We start from the raw sequence: 19762 nt of genomic DNA, 5'->3' as shown, positions 1-19762 counted from the left end.
GGCGGGATTTTTACCTCACGAGAAACTCTTTTCTGATGTCAGCCAACAGTGCTCGTGCATATCTCTTGGTGGTTTTTCGACAAATGCCTCTTCAGCCACATCCTGCCAGGGGATTTGTTTAGCCCATTCAGTTATAGCGTTATGGTTTGCCGAGAATAACGGTATTGTATAGGCCTTCAGCCAGTCTAATGTGCTGGAGTTGTGTTTTTGAGCGTGATGTTTCGCATGGTGTTTGGCGATCACGATCGTAGGCACTACCCATTTACTACCGTCAGTCATTGTGAAGTGCATATTACGGGGAACAGATGACTTTTCCATCAACTCCCGAATCCCGGGGAATTTCCCCAAGATCAATCGGCGATATTCATCGCTATTGCGCCCACCAAACTCTTTGGCTTTGAATTCAAGATATGCTTCAGAAACGAGAGGTGAATCCTCTGTGTTTAGAGTTATCGCCGTGAAAAAACCAGCAGGATTGTTTTTACTATGGGCCAACCGGTGATGCGAATCATAAAAGTACCCTTTCTCGCGTTCCGATGGTTTCGACAGCAACAGCAGGCGCGAGTCATAATTGGTTAAATTGCCAGTTATCACTGCATGAGCGCGATCGCTGATTTCCGCCGAGTTAATAACGATGAAAAGATCGTGCGGTCCAGTAAAACCAGCCAGAGACTCTTCGTTATTCAGACAATAGGTTATATAGACGCATCCCCATGTTTCACTGATATGCACCAACCCTTTGTCAGGGTGTATTCTGAAATAATTGCCAAGAAAAGGGTGTTTTTGGGTAACTCGCTCCCAATAACGGAACATATAGTCAATTATTGTTTTTCGACAATCGTTAATCGCAGGAGAAACAACCACTGTACGGGAACACGAATACAGTATTGTTTGCAGGATGCTAATCACTGCCACAATAGAGGTTTCCCCAATACCATGTGGTGTGGTGGCAGTGATTTTGGCTCCGGTGTTCTTTATCGCGTTAATAATTTTTGCTTGATGAGGTGTTAACTCAATATCAAGCAACTCTTTTGCTGCCAGTTCCCAATTGTCTTTATACCGTTCTATCAGTGCTAACCAGGCAGATTCATTCTGTATACGATTAATCACTTTCCACCTCTTCCGTGGTGTTTTCTTGCAGTTCTGTTAATGCAGCACGACATAGGTTCCGGGCATTGGCTATAGCCACACTTTTGACTTCATCCGTCATCGTGCAGGTAATGTACTGATCGAGTTCTTCAGCGCGGATGATGCTTTTGCCAATCAGAAACTGTATTTGCCATAGCAGATCGGCATCCATAATCAGAATTTCTGCCGGGCCTTCAGGGCCAGCCGGGAAGGAAACATAAGACTGTTTGCCCAGGCCGACAACTCGACAACTTGCTTCAAGAATTGCGCGCTTGAGGTCTGACTTTATAACGGAAACAGGTTGATTTTCACCAGTGATTACGCCGTTGACATGGAAAGGCATGTAGCTTGAAATACGCTCTACTTTCCACACGCCAGCAAGCGATCCTTCATGCAGCACAATGGGGGTAACCGCGAGTTTCATCTCACCATATAACTGCTGGCAGATAGCTGGATTGCTGAATACATCTAAAGGCTCACATTCAAACAGCGGCGCAATCTGCATGAGGTCCATCATGGTCATCCCTGGGGTACGAGCAGTAATGAATTTGCGCATACCAGTATCCATTGCGCTCCAGATTGCTACACCATGCTTTTTGCTCACTTCTTCAGTAAAGCCAAGGTGGCACATGATGGTTTTTTCGATAGCCAGATCAGAGATAGAAACCTTTTCGCCAGGTACTCCATCATTATTGATGGTCACTTCGACACTCTGGCCATTACGTAGGCGGTATTGAATGGTTTTAGTATTTTGTGCTGTCATAGTCTTTTCTCTGCTTAAAAACTGATGTATTGCGTCTTCAGGTGGGTTAGGAATGTTTTCCCACCAGCGAAAGCAATATCTCGTGGTGTTCTGTTCGTTAAAAACGCGTGCCATTGCCAACTTTGGCGTTTTTTAGCGAGTTCGTGCTTTTGTTGGCGTTTGGACCACCGCTTTTCTTTCAGTCGTTTTTTACTCATAAACTCTAAAACGGAATATCGTCTTCAAAGTCCATTGGAGGTTCGTTATTGGCGCTGCTCTGAGGTTTGCCGCCACCGCTGTATTGCTGGTGGTTTTGAGGTTGGTTTGACTGCCCCCAGCCATTTGAGGACTGTGAATCGTCGCGGCGAGTGCCGATCATTTGCATGGTGCCGCCCTGGCTGACGATAATTTCCGTCGTGTAACGTTCTACACCGGCGTCATCAGTCCACTTACGGGTTTTAAGTTTCCCTTCGATGTAGACCTGAGAACCTTTTCGTAAATACTCACTCGCAATTTCAGCAAGTTTTCCGAACAAAACGACTTTATGCCATTCTGTTTGCTCTTTCTGTTGGCCCGTTTGCTTATCGCGCCATGATTCATTCGTTGCGATGCTGAGTCTTCCGACTGCGCCGCCATTTGGTATATACCTGATCTCCGGGTCTTGCCCCAGGGTACCAATCAGGATGACTTTGTTTACACCGCGTTGTGCCACTTTTCTTACCTAATAAAATAAATTAATTAGAGCAATAATGTATATCTTTGAAACGTGGCTAACAAGTGATTTGCATTATCCTGTGCCTTCTAAAGGGATCGAGTCAGTCGGTATTGGCTGTGAATGAGTGTTTGTCCTGGAGCGTAAAAAATTCGCTTATGAGGTCTTTATGAAGGGAAAAACAGCCGCAGGAGGCGGTGCAATTTGCGCTATCGCGGTGATGATTACCATCGTGATGGGTAATGGCAATGTGCGAACCAACCAGGCGGGGCTTGAGCTGATTGGTAACGCTGAAGGTTGCCGACGTGATCCATACATGTGCCCGGCGGGGGTATGGACTGACGGGATCGGTAATACACACGGGGTAACGCCGGGTGTGCGAAAAACCGACCAGCAAATCGCCGCTGATTGGGAAAAGAATATCCTGATCGCTGAACGCTGTATTAATCAGCACTTCCGGGGCAAAGACATGCCCGATAATGCCTTCAGTGCAATGACAAGCGCGGCATTCAATATGGGATGCAATAGCTTACGGACCTACTACAGCAAAGCGCGAGGCATGCGAGTAGAAACGTCCATCCACAAGTGGGCGCAGAAAGGGGAATGGGTGAATATGTGTAACCATCTCCCTGATTTCGTGAACAGTAACGGCGTGCCCCTGCGAGGTTTAAAGATTCGCCGTGAAAAAGAACGCCAGCTTTGCCTGACGGGGCTTGTCAATGAATAAACTCCGGCAGCTCCGCCGACTTTCGACAATGAAGTTATCGCTGGCGGCGATAGTTTTTGACTCGATTTTCATGGCGGTATATGTGCTCAATGAGACGTGGCCACTGGAACCGCTATTGTATGCCGGGCTTCGGCTGTGCCTGACATTTTTGAGCATGGCTGCGAGATTGATGCAGCAGAAAGAAACCGCTTCAGATTGTCCACGCCGCGCGGTGCGCAAATATATGGCACGAAGGCGAAGGCGATAATAGTTAACGAGAACCCCGGCAGCTGCCGGGGTTATTTTTGGTGGTTATTTAAACGGATTGATTGAATTATTAAACGTGATGATGCTTGTCTCACGCGGTGCCTGGACGTTAGCCGCTTGCGGAACCTCCTTAATTTTCCTGGTGACAGGCAAGTTGCGTGCGCCAACTTTGATCAGAGATTCGAAAAGTGTGGCAACGATTTTTGCATCACCAGGTTCTTTGAGGCGGAATGCGTCTTTTTGGGCGGCGGAGACGAAGATCGGGAGGTTATCCAGTTCGTCTTGCATTGCTGCCAGCACATCGTCGCGGATACCCGCTGTTTCCTCCAGCAAAGCGATTCGCGCTTCAGCATTTGCGATCTTGGCCATTGCTTCGAGGTGGCGGCCCTGGCTTTCGAGTAGTGCGGTTTCCAGTTCTGCCGTACGCTCTGTCGCCTCCACCATCATTTCCAGTTCAGCCATTTTGCCGTAATGGGATATAACGGCCTGCACTGACTCGTCGGAGTACCCATGCGCCGCCAGGGACTCTGCCAGTAAAGATTTAGAATCCGCGCTTTCAAACATTCCGGCGCTGGCAGGATGATCCAGACTGATATAGTTCGGCGTTGTCACATAATCCACACCATGGAAGCTGGTGGTTACAGCGATTTTCCCGGACTCGCGCCCGCCAGTGGCCCAGCTCCAGCCACCAGCTCGGCTTTCGATCATCGCGGCGACAATTTTACCCGGCTCTGTGTTAAGAATTTCCTGTGTATGGGTAACGATGCCGTTGTCGTCAACAGATATAGCCACTGTTCGGCACGCTGGAACATTGTCGATTACGACCGGGCGACCTTCCACCATGATCACGCTGGTTTCTGGTACTTCCAGTTTACCGGTAAGCTGTCGGCGACCGTGACCGTAATAACCGAAAAGCTCACCAAGGCGTAAACCTTCCTGAGTTTCCTTGCTTTCAAGCATGGTCTTTACCGCGCTTAATACATACTGTCGCCCGTTCTGGCGACCTTTTCGAGCATTGCTATAGAGACAAAAGCGGTCAGTGACCGTTTTCAAAACATCAGTCATTATCGTTTCCCTCTTTAAAGACCGATTCAAGGATTTGCGCCAGTTCCTGTGGCGGTGTTTTGATGATGGAATCCATCAGGTGATCGTCGTCCTCGCTTTTAGCTTTCAGTTCGTTCACCAGTGCTTCAGAGATTTTTTCGTCAATCTCCAGCACATCGCTGAACAGGTAACGTTTGAATGCATCGGAATTAGCGAGGACGCTGTTATTGCTGACGGCATCGAGGATTTGCGTAACGATGGTGGCGTAGTTCGCCTGCGAGTCGCGGTTATCGTTGTGCTCTTGTTGCAGAGCGGTATTAACGGAGTGGAATTCGATTTTGTACGGGCGATCACCTTCCGGGTAAACCTTGCCGTACTTGAAAGCAAGATGAATATCGATAGCCCGCTGAATGAACTCTTCTACGCCCTGCTGGATCCATGAGGCGCGCATGGCGGCCTGAATTGCCGTGCGCAGGAATCCACCTTCACCAAGCCCGCCGGACATTTGATCTGCCCACCCCAGGAGGGTGTAATCGAGGCCAAGTGCTGCCGCCAGCTGGCGCATATAGGTGAGAATGTCTTCAATGCCGTTGATGTCAGCCTGGATGGTCTGAGTATCAATAGTCATCTGCCCCTTGCCGTCGCCCATAATAGGCAGCAGGGTATTGGTCACCGTAGGCATGTTATTCGCGCCGCGTGCGCGCTTTTCCATCAGGTCAGCTGCTCGTTTAAGCGTCTGAGTAATGGTGCGCGAATAATCGGCTGCTTTTACCGGATCCAGACTATTCATCGCCAGGCCGATGATTCGGTCAATTTTCGACGCATTAAAACGCGTTGCCTTCAGTGAGCGGATCGCCGAACGCAGATTCATGTACGGCTCGTAGGCGTATTCGAGCAAGCTGGTCCCGTAATTCTGGGTTTCAATCGGTGTGCGCTCTTCCGGATTATCCAGCAGGCTGTAAGCCTTATGGCCAGTGTGCACAGGCATAAGGTTTGACTTAGGCCGCCAGTAGGGGATTTTCATAGGGATAATGGCCCACGGATCGGCGAAAACCATTTTCCCTGACGCGTCCTTCAGATAATCGCCGCTAAATCCCGCCAGGTTGCCGCTGACCTCGAACTCTTTGATGAAGCCCGGAAGGGTGTAATAGGAGCACTCAAAAGACGTGATCCCTATGCCTTCTTTGGCGTATGGCCTGACATAAGCCACCCCAAATACAGACATGATAAATGCCCACCCGGCGACCTCTTTGTTGATGGTTCGCCCGATGTCGTTCATCAGCTCGTCACACAACGCCTGCGCGGCGTCATAGTCACTATCGTTTCCGTTATGTACCGGCACGATAGAGAAAGTTTGCCCGGTCTTCTTATCGAAAGAGAGCGCGTGCGTAATATGGATGTTCAGCGCGGTGGCGATCGTGCTGTAAACCGCCATCTCTTCGAGTAGCGGATAGCGTTGCAAGCGGTCTTCCGGCAGTTGAACTTCATCAAAGATAAAGCGACTTCCGTCCACCAGCCCATCGCCAGCCATGCCACTATCGCCCGGTTTGCCGCCTAAGAAGCCGGACAGTTGTACCGGTGCCCCTGCGCGAGAAAACAAATACCCACTTCCGCCGTGCACAGCCAGCGCGGACAGGAGGATGTTGTCCCGTTCTCCGTTGTCTTTAAAAACCCCCGCCAGCGCCTTCCTGACCGAGGATAGCGTGATTTTATTGTCTGCCAAGATTGCACCTTAATTAGAATAATTCGCATCGTGTTTGAACGGAATTTAACACTAGTCACTTGTTAAGGATTACCAATGAACAAGCTATCTATAGGGGTGTTTCGCTGTTCAAGTGTCAGCGAAATATTGAAATACATTAGGGCAATAACATCTCACCGAGCGCCGATTAGATACGGCGTGGAAAAGGTGGAAGGCAAAAGCTATGACCGACTACGCCGGGAGGCGAATCAGAAGGCGATAGATTTGCTTAATTCGCTGGTGGACGGCGCGACACTGACAGATGAACAGCGCCAGATCCTGGCTGGGTACACCGGCGAAGGCGGCATTGGCGGGTCCGTCTCCGAATATTACACACCAAAGCCGATCGCTGAAGGTGTCTGGGAGATCATGAAGCTCTACGGCGCGGACGTAGGTAACACTCTGGAACCATCGGCGGGAACCGGCGTTTTTAATGAGACAAAACCGGTTGGTACGGTGATGACAGCGACTGAGATCAGCAGTGTTTCCGGTCGTATAAACCAGCTGTTACACCCGGAAGACAGCGTACAGATTTCCCCGTTCGAACAGCTGGCTGTAAGCACGCCTAACGATTCATTCGACCATGTTGTGGGTAACGTTCCGTTCGGTGGTCGTGATAACACACGCAACATCGATAAGCCTTACGCAGAAGAAACGGACATGGGTTCTTACTTCATGCTCCGCATGCTGGACAAGATAAAGCCAGGCGGATTCATGTGCGTGATTGTGCCGCCGTCCATTGTTTCAGGTTCAAACATGAAGCGGTTACGCCTGCGCCTATCACGGAAAGCTGAATTTCTTGGTGCCCACCGCTTGCCTACCGGTACTTTTGACGCTAACGGGACCAGTACGGTCGTAGATGTGGTGCTGATGCGCAAACATCCGGCAGAGATGGCTGAGAAAATCCCCCTGGTGGATGAAAGCACTCTCGAATCGGCAAATGTGCTTTGGCCAACGTTTATTTCTGGCAAGTGGTTTGAAAAGGACGGCCGCCGGTTTGTTCATGGCACCCAGGAAAAGGGCTTCCAGGGGCGTATTGAGGTTCGTGCCGACGGTCAGATTGATAACCAGGCTCTTAAAGCGAAGCTGATTCATCGTTTCGAAAGCCGTATCGACTGGTCTTTGCTCGATATGGCTGAACCGTCACCGACCGCAGACGTTGTTGGTGAAGGGGAAATGCGCCTGATTAATGGCGTATGGCAAAAATATGCTGGTGGTCGCTGGATTGAAGCTGATGCCGGGAAGGAACTTAAGATCGATGCTGCCAGTTATGGCGCGGATAGCTGGGAGGCTCTTCAGCGTAACCTGACTACAACAGAAGGCCGTCTCGGCATGACATTTACCCAGATGGCAAATGTCCGCGATAAGTACACCACATCAATCAGCGACGATATGGTGCAGCTGGTGGACTGGATTAACAGCCAGCCTGAAAAATACCGTGAACGCTTGTATCGCGGGGCGATGATTGGCCGGATGTTAATTGAATATCAGGACATGAAGGCCGCCGGGCATAGTGCTGAACAAATCGAACAGCAGCGCCTTTCTCTGGTATCCCGTTTGCAGGCAGAGATTGACCGTTTTGGTAACCCCGGTCGCGGTCCGATAGCGAAATTATCGGGGAGCGGTGCGCGCGCCTGGTTTGCTTTCCGTGGTGCAATTAAGCTGGATGGCACTATTTCTGACGAGCTGACAGGAAAACTGGTTACGCATGATTCCAGCGCCAGTTATGACTCCACCAGCTATCAGGACACCCTGCGTTATCTCTACAGTGATCTCACTCGCGATCCAATCCAGCTCGATGATTTCCGCCTTGCGTTTACCGGCGAACTGCCAGCCAGTGATGACGAGTTGCTTAATTTATTGGCCAGCACCCCTGGCATTGCGGTTTCACCGTATGGCGGGATTGTTCCGTTCGCCTGCGCCACCAGCGGCGACATTAACGAGATAGTGGCACCAAAACAGGAATTCCTTGCCACACTCCCCGACGGTCCAGTAAAGAACAACGTCCTTAATCAGCTGGCAGCGATCGAAGAGAAGCGCATCAAGACGCCAGCAGAGAATATCCGCTTTAAGCTCAATAGCCGTTGGTTCGACCGTTCCGTCATTCTGGAATTTTTGCAGGAAAACGGCTATCCGGATCTTCGCTATGTGCAGTCAGTGCAGCTGGAAGGCGACGAAATGGTTTCTGACACCTATCACGGTGGTGATGGTCTGTTCGTCGGGCACCGATACGGTGTCGTCCAGCGCAAGGATAAAGAAACAGGCGAGATCCGCTACGAGTGGGACCGTAAATCGGGTGAAAACGCGACCGGGTTCCCGGCACAGCTGGAAAAGTATCTCAATGGTGCGCGTATCGGTGGCAAAGATAGCGCGACGGCGAACGGCTACCGCGAGCAGATGGCACTGCTTGAGGACCAGTTCAATAAGTGGATCAAGACGCACGATCGCTACGATGAGCTGGTTGCCAAATACAACGATGTGTTCAATAGCAATATCCCGTATGAACACTCTGGCGATCCGCTTGGGTTGAAGGGATTAAGCGGTAAGCGCCAGCCATTTGATTACCAGAATAGCGAGGTGCGCCGACTGTCCGAAGATGGGCGCGGCATCCTGGGCTTCGGCACCGGGCTGGGTAAAACCACGACCGCGCTGGCGCTTGAGGCGTTCAACTATGAGAACGGTCGCTCTACCCGTACTGCGTATGTAGTGCCTAAATCAGTGCTGGAAAATTGGTATTACGAAGCAAAAGAATTCCTGAGTGAAGAGGCATTCAGTAACTACTTGTTCGTCGGTCTTGATGTGCTGATGGATGGCGATCAGATTCGCCAGGTGCCGGTGCTCAATGAGAACGGTAAACCTGTTCTTGGTACTGATGGCACTCCAGTTATGCGCGATGCTCTTAAGCTGGCAGATGAAGCCACTATCACGGCGCGGATGAACGCGATCCCGCACTCAAATTACCGTGCAGTCGTGTTTACCAAAGAACAATACGCCCGCATTCCGCTACGTGATGACACCGTAGATGAGCATGCACAGGATATGCTTTATGACTTCGTTGCAGCCGGGCGCGTAGCCAGCGCAATGGACTCCGACTCCCACCGCAAAGAGGCCGCGCGTCGCCGGGTATTGTCGGAGTATTCAGATACCGGCACCGAAAAAGCAGAGAAGTATCCGTACTTTGAGGATATGGGCTTCGATAGTGTGATCGCCGACGAAGGTCACAACTACCGCAATAGCTATAAAAATGGTCGCGAAGCGTCACAACTGGCCTATCTGCCCACCAGCGCGGTGGCGCAATCGGCGCGAGATATGGCAATTAAAAACGCGTACCTGATGAAAAAGAATGGCGGGCGCGGGCCGGTTCTCCTGACTGCAACGCCAGTCGTTAACACCCCGATCGATGCATACAACATGCTTTCTCATGTTCTGCCGAAGGAATACTGGCAGAACATGGGGATCTACGGTCCTGATGACTTCGTTAAATTCTTCGGCAAGACCAGGCTGGAAACGGTACAGAAAATTAGCGGTGAAGTTGAAGAAAAAATGGCGCTGGTGGGCTTTGAAAACCTTGATGCGCTGCGCGGTATATTCCATCGCTGGGTAACGCTTAAAACGGCGGAAGACGTTAAGGATACCGTGGAGATCCCGGAGCTGGACGAACACCAGCAGGATGCACCACTTACTGAAGAACAACTGGCGGCGTATGAAGAATTGCGTCAGCAGGCGGAAGCGGCGGCCAAAGCCAACAATGGCGTAACGACCTCGGTCAATGAAGACGGCGTGATTGAGCACGAGAAAGCCCGTCCGATCTTCTCAATAATCAGGGATATGGACCGCGTATGTACTGACATGGACCTGTACTATCGCCGGATCACCTATCGTTTCCTGCCGGAGTACGCCGATGCGGTGCAGCAGCTGGCGGACAGTTTGCCTAAACAAGCCACCAGCGAAGACGACGACAGTGATGATTCAATCACGCAGCAATCGCAATACTCCCTGATAGATAAGGGCGAGTTTATTCAGTTGCAGGTTCCGGAAGCGTTCGAGCAGGAAGTGAATAAGCGCCTGGCCAGGTTTGGCATTGACGAACAGACCGTAACTCACCCCGTTACGCCGAAATACGCGAAGCTGATCGCCACGCTGAAGGAGTTTTTCCCGGAAGGTAAGCAAATCATCTTCACCGATGAAAAAACGCAGCACCAGAAGCTCAAGCGCATTATCTGCAATGCTCTAAACCTTGAACCTTCAAAGGTGGGGATCCTGAATGCTCAGACGGTTGCCGAGGCAGGTAAAACCGGTAAGAAACTGAAAGCGGTTAAACCGCCGAAAGAGCTACCGGATGAACCAACAGATGCACAGATAGCGAAATACAACGAGCAAATGGCTCTGTATGACGCCTATATCGCGCAGCAAAATGAAATGTCGTTGGGCGGTCTGGAAAAGATTGCAGCCGACTTCCAGGAGGGCCGGACTCCGATCATCATCTGCAACAAAAAGGCAGAGGTGGGTATCAACCTGCATCGAGGAACGACTGACATCCATCATCTGACGTTGCCATGGACACCAGCCAGCATCGCACAACGTAACGGTCGCGGTGCACGAGTTGGCTCCAACCGTGCAAGCGTTCGCGTTCACTACTACTGCGGCAAGGGGTCTTTCGATGAATACCGACTGAAGACGCTGAAGCGTAAAGCAGGCTGGATCTCCGATATCCTCCGTTCAGATAAGTCAGAAATGGAGAACGCCGACGCCAATGACATGATCGAAATGCAGATGTATACCGCGAAGGATGACGGCGAACGTCTGGCAATGATGCAGGTTCAAATGGATAAGGCGAAAGCTGCGAAACGCGCTCGCCAGAAAGAACAGGCTACTATCGACCTTCAGAACTACATCAAGGCGCAGCACGCAGCTGGTGAGGATGTGGAGGTACTTACCGCTGAATTGGAGCGAAGCAAAGCGGAACTTGAAAAGACCACCGCCGAGGTAGCTAAATTCAAACAGGCGGTAATGGCCAAAGCAGCTGATAACGCAGACTGGAAAGCCCGCTGGGGTAGCGTCCATCACACAGACCGTATGTTGTTAGCACAGTATCGCGCGTCGTTGAAAAGCGCCATTCAGCGCAAGGCTAATATCTCTCAGGCCATCTCCCGCTATGAGAAATTATTGAACCGTACTCAGAAGGCCGCGACGGATATCAAACGCCTGCGCCCGCTGGTGGAGGATGCAATAAATAAAGGCATTCTGGATGTTGATCCTGATCTGGTTAACCATGCGAATGAGTTCCTTGTTATCGGCGATCGCTCATGGCGTGTAGGCCAATACTATGATTGTGCCGGTGATATCGTTCGCATTAAGTCGCTGGACTTCGACAGCCAGCGCGCAGACGTGGAGATCATCTTTACCTTCAAAGGCACCAAATCGGGTAACTGGGATGTGAAGACGCTGGATAAACAGGTTGATGTAACTCCCGATGAAGATGCTGTTATGCAGAAAATCAGTGGTGGCGTCTCCATCGCCGGGATTAACGACATCATTTCCTGTGACGATTTCTACCGTTTCCAGCAGCGCGGCATGATCAAAATCACTGACTCATACGGCGTTCAGACTACAGAGTCAGGCTATAGCATCGATTTTGTTGGTACCTATACGGACCCACTGAAGCATGCGGTTTACCCGAATCGCCGTGACGGCGCGCTGAAGTCGTCAATTGCAAAATGGGTGCTTGGTATGATGTCGGAAGGGAATAACCGCCAGATCCGTTCGGCAGAAACATTCCTGGTTGAACTGTTTGGCTCCAATTATGGCGATGTAATCGCGTCATACGGAGATACGCTATCCCCTGAAGCAATTCAGGAGAAAATAGCGGATGCGATCGCCAGAATGCCGGAAAAAACAAGCCAGGGGGCTACTCGTAACGGGGATTCTGAACTTGAAGTCACCAATGCCATTTTCGGTACCAATGAGTTCCGGGCGTCAGATTATGAGATCACCACAGCACAGTTTGGCACCATTGGCATTTACAGCAATAAAGCCGAGATCAAGCAGGCAATGGACGCAGCAAGCGCGCGCATCGCAGCAGAACGGGAAGCCAATCTGAATCATGCAGTCGCCGCGCTGACTCAATCGTGGGTAACAGCAATCAGGGAGGCCGCCACCACAGGGAAAATCACACCTGCAATAGCGGATGTCGTAAACGACGGCTCTAAATTTATGGATGCCTATCAAATGGATGCGGTGAAGTTGCCATCAGCCTATGGTCAACTCAGCTATCGCATGACCTACAACCTGGTATCAATGTTTTCCGACCTTGCCATCCTTGGGCTGGTGGATCTTAACGAGGTTACGCCGGAATTGCTCAGCATGCGCAAGAATCATGTGGAGATATTGCAGAGAATTAACACGGTTCTTGCCGGGCGCACCGATGAAGAGAAACAGGCCGACGCTGATCGGATAAACCTAGCCCTTGGCAACATCACGGAGGAAGAGATTGCCGCCAGAAACGAGAAACAAGAAGAGTTATCATCAATACAGGGTGATGCCACCAGCATAGCTCAGTCTCTTGGTCTGAATTATCGCGTATCCACCGCCGACCTGAAGATGATGTACGCACCAAAATTCGCCGCTGGCGAGGTATTTGGGCTTCAGGAAGCCTCAGGCATGAAAGGCGTTCTTTTCCGTGCGAAAGACGCAATCAAGGCGAAATTCGGCGCTCGCTGGCTGCCAGCGAAGGCGAAGAACAGCGATTTCCCGGGTAACTGGTGGATTATCGAGACAAAACACAACGTGGCGGACGTTCTGGCCGTCATCCAACAATACGCATAACAGGAGCGCCCGGTTCGCCGGGCGTCGCATAATATGGCCACACTATCTGATACAATAAAACCGAATAAAACATATCTTGAGGCGGTACTCCGTACAGCGTTGTTAGGAAAGACAGAAGACGAATACGTTGATTTCTTCCTGTCAGGGCTACGCGGGCGATTACTGAAAAATCCCCGCCTGTACCGCAGCTATGGTCCATACTGGCCGGAAATTAAAAAATTATTACTGGAGCGCGGTTATGGTAATTTCGGTCGTCTCGTTGACCGTGACGTTCGCAAAATTTACCGTTATGACCGCCCGGCGCTAACACTCATAGCCGCGACGCTCTACAGCCAGGAGCGTTTTGATAATGGTCAGATATACTCAGCCTGGCATTTACTGCCAGTGCCTGAAGAAGTTGACGACCAGGACTATGAGTTTGAGTCTTACGATTTGGAAGTTGAAGCCTTGGCACAGGCTGGAGAGAAAACTTGAAAAAGCGATACTACACAGTAAAGCATGGGACGCTACGAGCATTACAAGAGTTTGCTGACAAGCATAACGTTGAGGTGCGCAGGGAAGGGGGAAGTAAAGCTCTGCGCATGTACCGTCCGGACGGAAAATGGCGGACGGTCGTCGATTTCAAAACTAACAGCGTTCCCCAGGGCGTCCGTGACCGGGCATTCGAAGAATGGGAGCAGATCATCATAGATAATGCATTGCTTCTCAATGCGGATTAAACTTCCCCAAATTATGGCTGTTTGCTCACCGAGCATCGCTCAAAGAAGCACGATTCTTCAAACATATAGATAGTGATAGTGCCACAACTTCTGGCTCTAACGGGCTGGGGAGGCGGCGCTTTGTTGCTAAATGATCTGGTTTAAAATGGATATGAAAAAAGAAACGATTTTTTCCGAAGTAGAAACGGCTAACAGCAAGCAACTGGCTGTGTTGAAAGCTAATTTCCCACAGTGTTTTGATAAAAACGGAGCCTTCATTCAAGAAAAATTGCTTGAGATTATTAGAGCATCGGAGGTTGAACTCTCTAAAGAATCATACAGTTTAAACTGGCTGGGTAAATCTTATGCCCGTTTGTTGGCCAATCTACCACCGAAAACGTTGTTGGCAGAAGATAAAACACATAACCAACAAGAAGAGAACAAGAACAGTCAAAACCTGTTAATCAAAGGGGATAACCTCGAAGTATTGAAGCATATGGTTAATGCTTATGCTGAAAAGGTGAATATGATTTACATTGACCCACCATACAATACGGGTAAAGATGGATTCGTCTATAACGATGATCGCAAGTTTACACCAGAACAGCTTTCTGAACTGGCAGGTATCGAGCTTGATGAGGCTAACCGCATACTTGAATTTACCACCAAGGGTTCAAGCAGTCATAGTGCATGGTTGACATTCATTTATCCTCGTCTTTATATTGCACGTGAACTTTTAAAAGAGGATGGAGTAATATTCATCTCCATAGACGATAACGAAGATAAACAGTTGGGATTATTATGCGACGAAGTATTTGGGCAAGGTAATTTTGTTGCAAAACTCCCTACAATCATGAATCTCAAAGGCAATCATGATAACTTTGGCTTTTCAGATACGCATGAATATATATATGTATACGCTAAAAACAAAGATGTTTGTAGTTTGGGGCAATTCGATATTGATGAAAGTGAAGTTGAAAAAGAGTGGGATGAAGATGAATATGGGCTATTTAAAAGAGCTGATACATTAAAGCGTACTGGCCAAGATGCTTCTAGAAAATCAAGACCAAAAGGTTGGTTTCCGGTATTCATCAATTCAGAAAATAAGGTTTATGTAACAGATGATGATAAACCTCTTAACGAAGATGACTATGTACTTTACCCAGTAAGCCCTACGGGTGAAGAGCTTTCATGGTCGTGGGGAAAGAAAAAAATAAATGATGAATTTTATAATCTAATAGTAATAGATATAAAAGATGGTAAAAATATCTATAAAAAACAGCGGCCTGCTCTTGGAGAGCTACCAACTAAAAAGCCAAAATCAATTTGGTATAAACCTGAATATAGTACAAGCACGGCGACAACTGAGCTTAAAAATCTTTTAGGTGCAAAATTATTTGAAGGACCAAAACCTGTTCCTCTTATAACCGATCTTGTAAAAATAGGAACAAAAAAGGATTCATTAGTTCTTGACTTTTTTGCTGGCTCTGGTACGACAGCAGAAGCTGTTGCATATTTAAATGAAAAAGATTCAGGCTGTAGGAATTTTATATGCATACAAAAAGATGAAGTTATAAATAAAACAAAGAATGCCTATTCTCTTGGCTATAGATCTATTTTTGAAATAACAAAAAAAAGGATACAGGAGGTATTTAAAAAAAGCACAACCACAAGTGATAATGCGGCTAAAATAGGTTTCAAAGTGATTCATACTATTGATGACTTTAGAGCAAAAGTTGAGTCTGAACTTACGCTCACTAATCATACATTCTTTGATGATGCGGTATTAACGCCTGAACAGTATGATGCCCTATTGACTACATGGTGTGTATATGATGGTAGCTTGTTAACAACACCTATTGAAGATGTTGATCTTAGTGGCTATACAGCACACTTTTGCAATGGCCGTCTGTATTTGATTGCACCTAATTTTACTAGCGAAGCATTGAAAGCGTTGCTCCAAAAGCTGGATTCAGATGAAGATTTTGCCCCAAACAAAGTCGTGTTTTATGGTTGTAACTTTGAAAGTGCAAAACAAAGGGAGCTTAATGAGGCGCTAAAAAGTTATGCTAACAAAAAATCTATTGAGTTAGATTTAGTGGTAAGGAACTAATCATGTCAAAAGGGTTCACATTCGAAAAGAACTTACCGCATCAGAAAGCAGGTGTCGATGCGGTGATGAACGTTTTTGTTTCCGCGACATCTCATCAGGAGGATAATGTTTCTATTCGCCTGTTAGTTAATCCAGAATTACGGCTTACTGAACAGCAATACTATAAAAATATAAAAAAAGTTCAGGAACTCAATGGTATTGAACATGTAAAAAATAATTACGATGCTGGAAGCAACGTAATCGATGTTTCTATGGAGACAGGTACAGGTAAAACGTATACCTACACTAAAACAATTTTTGATCTGAACAAATCATTTGGCATTAATAAGTTTATCATTATTGTTCCTACTCTATCGATCAAAGCTGGAACAGTGAACTTTTTGAAAAGCGATGCGTTAAAAGAACACTTTAGAGATGATTATGAGCGTGAAATAAAGACTTACGTTGTTGAAAGTCAGAAAAATGCCGGTAAAAGCACAAAATCGTATATGCCTCAAGCTATACATGATTTTGTTGAAGCTAGTAATTTCAATAAGAAATATATACACGTTCTTGTTATTAACACGGGAATGATTCACTCTAAGAATTTAAATTCCACTTATGATGTTGGCTTGCTTGACAATCATTTTGATTCTCCCTTTTCAGCTCTTGGTGCGGTAAAACCATTCATTATCATTGATGAACCACATAAATTTCCTACTGGTAAAAAGACATGGGAAAATATAGAGAAGTTTAATGCTCAATATATTATCCGCTACGGTGCGACCTTTAGTGAAGGCTATAAGAATTTAGTTTATCGACTTACAGCTGTGGATGCATTTAATGAAGACCTTGTTAAAGGTATTGATGCGTACATTGAGGATATTGTTGGTGATGGTGACGCCAACCTAAAGTTCATTAAATCTGATGGGGAAGAAGTTACATTTGAGCTAAATGAAAATAACAAGAAAACTTTATTTAAGTTAACAAAAGGTGAATCTCTATCTAAGACACATAGTGCTATTCACGATTTAACTCTTGATGCCTTAGGCAAGAATACAGTAGTGTTGAGTAATGGTATTGAGCTAAAAATTGGTTGCTCAATAAACCCCTATTCTTACGATCAGACACTTGCTGACAGCATGATGAGGAAAGCTATCAAAGAACACTTTAAGTTAGAAAAAGAGTTTCTGACACAAAGGCCACGCATAAAGCCTCTTACTCTTTTCTTTATTGATGATATTGAAGGTTATCGTGACGGTAATAATATTGCCGGAAGTTTGAAAGCTAAGTTCGAAGAATATGTTTTGGCAGAAGCTAATGAACTGTTAAAAATAGAAAAAGATGAGTTTTATAGTAACTATCTTGAAAAAACAGTTAAAGATATATCTTCCGTTCATGGCGGTTATTTTTCAAAAGATAACAGTGATAAGGATGATAAAATCGAGAAGGAAATCAACGAAATCCTTCATGACAAAGAGCTTTTGCTGTCTTTAGATAATCCACGTCGTTTCATTTTCTCCAAATGGACGTTGCGCGAGGGATGGGATAATCCTAATGTCTTTCAGATCTGTAAGCTCCGTTCGAGCGGTAGTACCACATCCAAGCTTCAAGAGGTAGGGCGCGGTTTGCGTCTTCCTGTGAATGAATACATGTGTCGAGTGAAAGACCGCAATTTTACCCTTAAATATTATGTCGATTTTACAGAAAAGGATTTTGTTGACTCACTTGTTAAAGAGGTCAATGAGAGTTCTTTCAAAGAAAGGGTTCCAAGTAAGTTTACTCAAGAGCTTAAGGAACAAATCAGGGCTCAGTATCCTGAGCTTTCATCCAGAGCACTAATGAATGAACTTTTCAATGATGAAATCATTGATGAAAATGATAATTTCAAAGATTCAGATGCCTACAGCCGCTTAAAATCCAAATATCCAGCAGCATTCCCTATAGGAGTGAAACCAGGTAAAATCAAAAAAGCTACTGATGGAAAAAGACGCACTAAAATGCGTGTTGGTAAGTTCAGTGAGCTGAAAGAACTATGGGAATTAATCAATCAAAAAGCGGTGATTGAGTACAAAATAAACAGTGAAAATGAGTTTTTATCCATTTTCAAGTCATTCATGCTCGAAGAAACAGAACGATTTACCAAATCAGGCGTTCATACTCGCATTGATAAAATTTACATCCACAATGATATGGCAATGTCGAAAAGCATTGTTAGTGATGACGATGACTTTGCTAAGCTAAACACAATGAGTTATCGAGAGTTTCTCGATAACTTATCACAGACTATTTTTGTTAAACACGATACTTTACATAAAGTTTTTTGTGATATAAAAGACACTATTAATATCACTGAATACCTGAATATTCAAACAATCAGAAAAATTAAATCTGGTTTTAGTAAGTATTTGTTGAACAATTCGTTTAACAAATTCAGCCTCGGATATAATTTGATTTCGGGTTCAATTCATCCCACAAAGTTCACAAATGCTGATGGTAAGCCTCTAGACGAGGTATTATCAAGTGATCTTGGTGTATTACAGGATAATTCAAAAGCACCATTAGATACTTATCTTTTTGAAGAGGTTTTTTATGATTCAGAGCTTGAAAGGCGTAATATAACAGATAGAGAGATCCAGTCTGTTGTTGTTTTTTCAAAGATACCGAAGAATTCTATTAAGATCCCGGTAGCTGGTGGATACACTTACTCACCCGATTTTGCTTATGTTGTAAAAACAGCAGAAGGTGATTATCTTAACTTTATCATTGAAACAAAAAACGTAGATAGTAAGGATAGTTTACGGCTTGAAGAAAAAAAGAAAATTGAACATGCCCAGGCGCTTTTCAATCAAATAAGTCAGTCTGTTAAAGTTGAATTCAAAACGCAGTTTGCTAATGATGATATTTATCAGTTAATCAAGAGCGCATTACCATAATTCCAGTTTAAAAGGAGGTGAAAACCTCCTTTTTATGACATCCAACACGACCTGAAAGAAGTGGCGCTCAGGTCGTTAAAAATAGTTTCCCTTTCCAGTTAAGATTCCATGTGGAACGCTTTTTTCCGCAAGTCTCTGTGTGCCGCGAATTATGTTAATCAGTGGGCTTAGTAACGATGGTTCCTGGCGTGGCTCAACTTCTCCAGCCATTGCCCTGATGTAGTCGGAGCTTGCAACGTTGTTGTATTCCGTTGCGAAGCAGCATAACAACGTCAGAACGTGCTCTGTCGTTATTTCGCTCCAGTTGATGTTGAAAAATTCATCGCCTTTTTTGTCATGTTCGGAATCGAAGATGCTTTGGTGGAGGATGTATTTGCCGGATTCCTTGCGCGGTAACTTGATCGCTTTCTGGCGTTCCAATTCCTTGTAAATCTGCATTGCTTCAATCAGTACCGGTCTACCGTTCATGAAGGGATCACGCAACCTTACACGCTGGCCAACTCGACCGGTAATAAAGCTGTTTTCCTCTTCCACCAGCACGATAAAACCCTTTTCCTCTTTTTCTCGCAATTCGCGCAGCAGCTGGAGTTCCATATCGCGGCGGCGTTCAGGGTAGCTGGTCCGCTCAGCCATTATTAGCTCATTGTTGATCCATGCGGCAGTCATTGACGCCGGTTTGCCGACGCTCATCGAAACAACGCATATTTTCTTATCCATAGCGCCCCTACAAAAAAGAAAAGCCACCAGCGGCGGCTTAGCAATACAACTGAAGGTAGCGCCCGGTACTCAGACTGTGCCGTCCATGGAATATTTGAAAAGGGATCCATCCGTACCGGGCATGTGATGATTCTGACTGAAGTCACTTGTCAGT

General features: G+C 46.8%; 12 protein-coding genes. 6 read left to right on the top strand and 6 right to left on the bottom strand.

The window, feature by feature from the left end:
- Positions 1-15: 15 nt before the first annotated feature.
- The 3 genes from A7090_RS20575 to A7090_RS20565 all read right to left on the bottom strand — a co-directional run bounded on the left by A7090_RS20575 (position 16) and on the right by A7090_RS20565 (position 2582).
- Positions 16-1110 (bottom strand): hypothetical protein, encoded by a 1095-nt coding sequence (locus tag A7090_RS20575; protein WP_023155275.1) that lies wholly within the window; start codon positions 1108-1110, stop codon positions 16-18.
- Entirely contained in the window at positions 1103-1891 is a 789-nt protein-coding gene (locus A7090_RS20570; protein ID WP_000126782.1) for a hypothetical protein, read from the bottom strand. Before A7090_RS20570 ends, A7090_RS20575 begins: the two co-directional genes overlap by 8 nt.
- Positions 1892-2093: 202 nt before the next feature.
- Positions 2094-2582: a single-stranded DNA-binding protein gene (locus A7090_RS20565; RefSeq protein ID WP_000068869.1), complete on the bottom strand. Its 489-nt coding sequence runs from the start codon at positions 2580-2582 to the stop codon at positions 2094-2096.
- Positions 2583-2751: 169 nt separating this feature from the next.
- On the opposite strand from A7090_RS20565, the gene A7090_RS20560 reads away from it, so the two are divergent.
- Positions 2752-3309 (top strand): lysozyme, encoded by a 558-nt coding sequence (locus A7090_RS20560; protein WP_001345478.1) that lies wholly within the window; start codon positions 2752-2754, stop codon positions 3307-3309.
- A gap of 291 nt (positions 3310-3600) precedes the next feature.
- Here A7090_RS20560 and A7090_RS20550 read toward each other — a convergent pair whose 3' ends face one another.
- Both A7090_RS20550 and A7090_RS20545 read right to left on the bottom strand, forming a co-directional pair.
- On the bottom strand, positions 3601-4620 hold the full coding sequence (locus A7090_RS20550) for a head processing protein (RefSeq protein WP_105275348.1): 1020 nt from the start codon (positions 4618-4620) through the stop codon (positions 3601-3603).
- Positions 4613-6322 carry a hypothetical protein gene (locus tag A7090_RS20545; RefSeq protein ID WP_000774696.1) on the bottom strand — a complete coding sequence of 570 codons (1710 nt, stop codon included), beginning with the start codon at positions 6320-6322 and terminating at the stop codon, positions 4613-4615. Before A7090_RS20545 ends, A7090_RS20550 begins: the two co-directional genes overlap by 8 nt.
- 75 nt (positions 6323-6397) lie before the next feature.
- Here A7090_RS20545 and A7090_RS20540 point away from each other — a divergent pair, with 75 nt between their 5' ends.
- The 5 genes from A7090_RS20540 (at position 6398) to A7090_RS20520 (ending at position 18891) form a co-directional block, all read left to right on the top strand.
- Entirely contained in the window at positions 6398-13165 is a 6768-nt protein-coding gene (locus A7090_RS20540) for an N-6 DNA methylase (RefSeq protein WP_105275347.1), read from the top strand.
- Between the two features lie 33 nt (positions 13166-13198).
- Positions 13199-13639 (top strand): hypothetical protein, encoded by a 441-nt coding sequence (locus A7090_RS20535; RefSeq protein ID WP_000224043.1) that lies wholly within the window; start codon positions 13199-13201, stop codon positions 13637-13639.
- The gene (locus A7090_RS20530; protein ID WP_000747846.1) at positions 13636-13884 is read left to right on the top strand and encodes a hypothetical protein; all 249 of its coding nucleotides are present in this window, start codon (positions 13636-13638) and stop codon (positions 13882-13884) included. The genes A7090_RS20535 and A7090_RS20530 overlap by 4 nt, the downstream gene beginning before the upstream one ends.
- Before the next feature lie 145 nt (positions 13885-14029).
- Positions 14030-15976, top strand: a complete 1947-nt coding sequence (locus A7090_RS20525) for a site-specific DNA-methyltransferase (RefSeq protein WP_032190829.1) — start codon at positions 14030-14032, stop codon at positions 15974-15976.
- A gap of 2 nt (positions 15977-15978) precedes the next feature.
- A complete protein-coding gene (locus tag A7090_RS20520; RefSeq protein WP_001697581.1) occupies positions 15979-18891 on the top strand; it encodes a type III restriction-modification system endonuclease in 2913 nt (970 codons plus the stop codon).
- 75 nt (positions 18892-18966) lie between these two features.
- Here the strand turns inward: A7090_RS20520 and A7090_RS20515 are convergent, their stop codons facing one another.
- Positions 18967-19608, bottom strand: coding sequence for a maturation control protein (locus A7090_RS20515; protein WP_071678703.1), 642 nt, complete (start codon positions 19606-19608; stop codon positions 18967-18969).
- Between the last annotated feature and the right edge of the window lie 154 nt (positions 19609-19762).

Origin of the sequence: Escherichia sp. MOD1-EC7003 (genome assembly GCF_002965065.1) — a bacterium.
Classification (GTDB): domain Bacteria; phylum Pseudomonadota; class Gammaproteobacteria; order Enterobacterales; family Enterobacteriaceae; genus Escherichia.
This window is presented reverse-complemented; position numbering and strand designations above follow the sequence as displayed.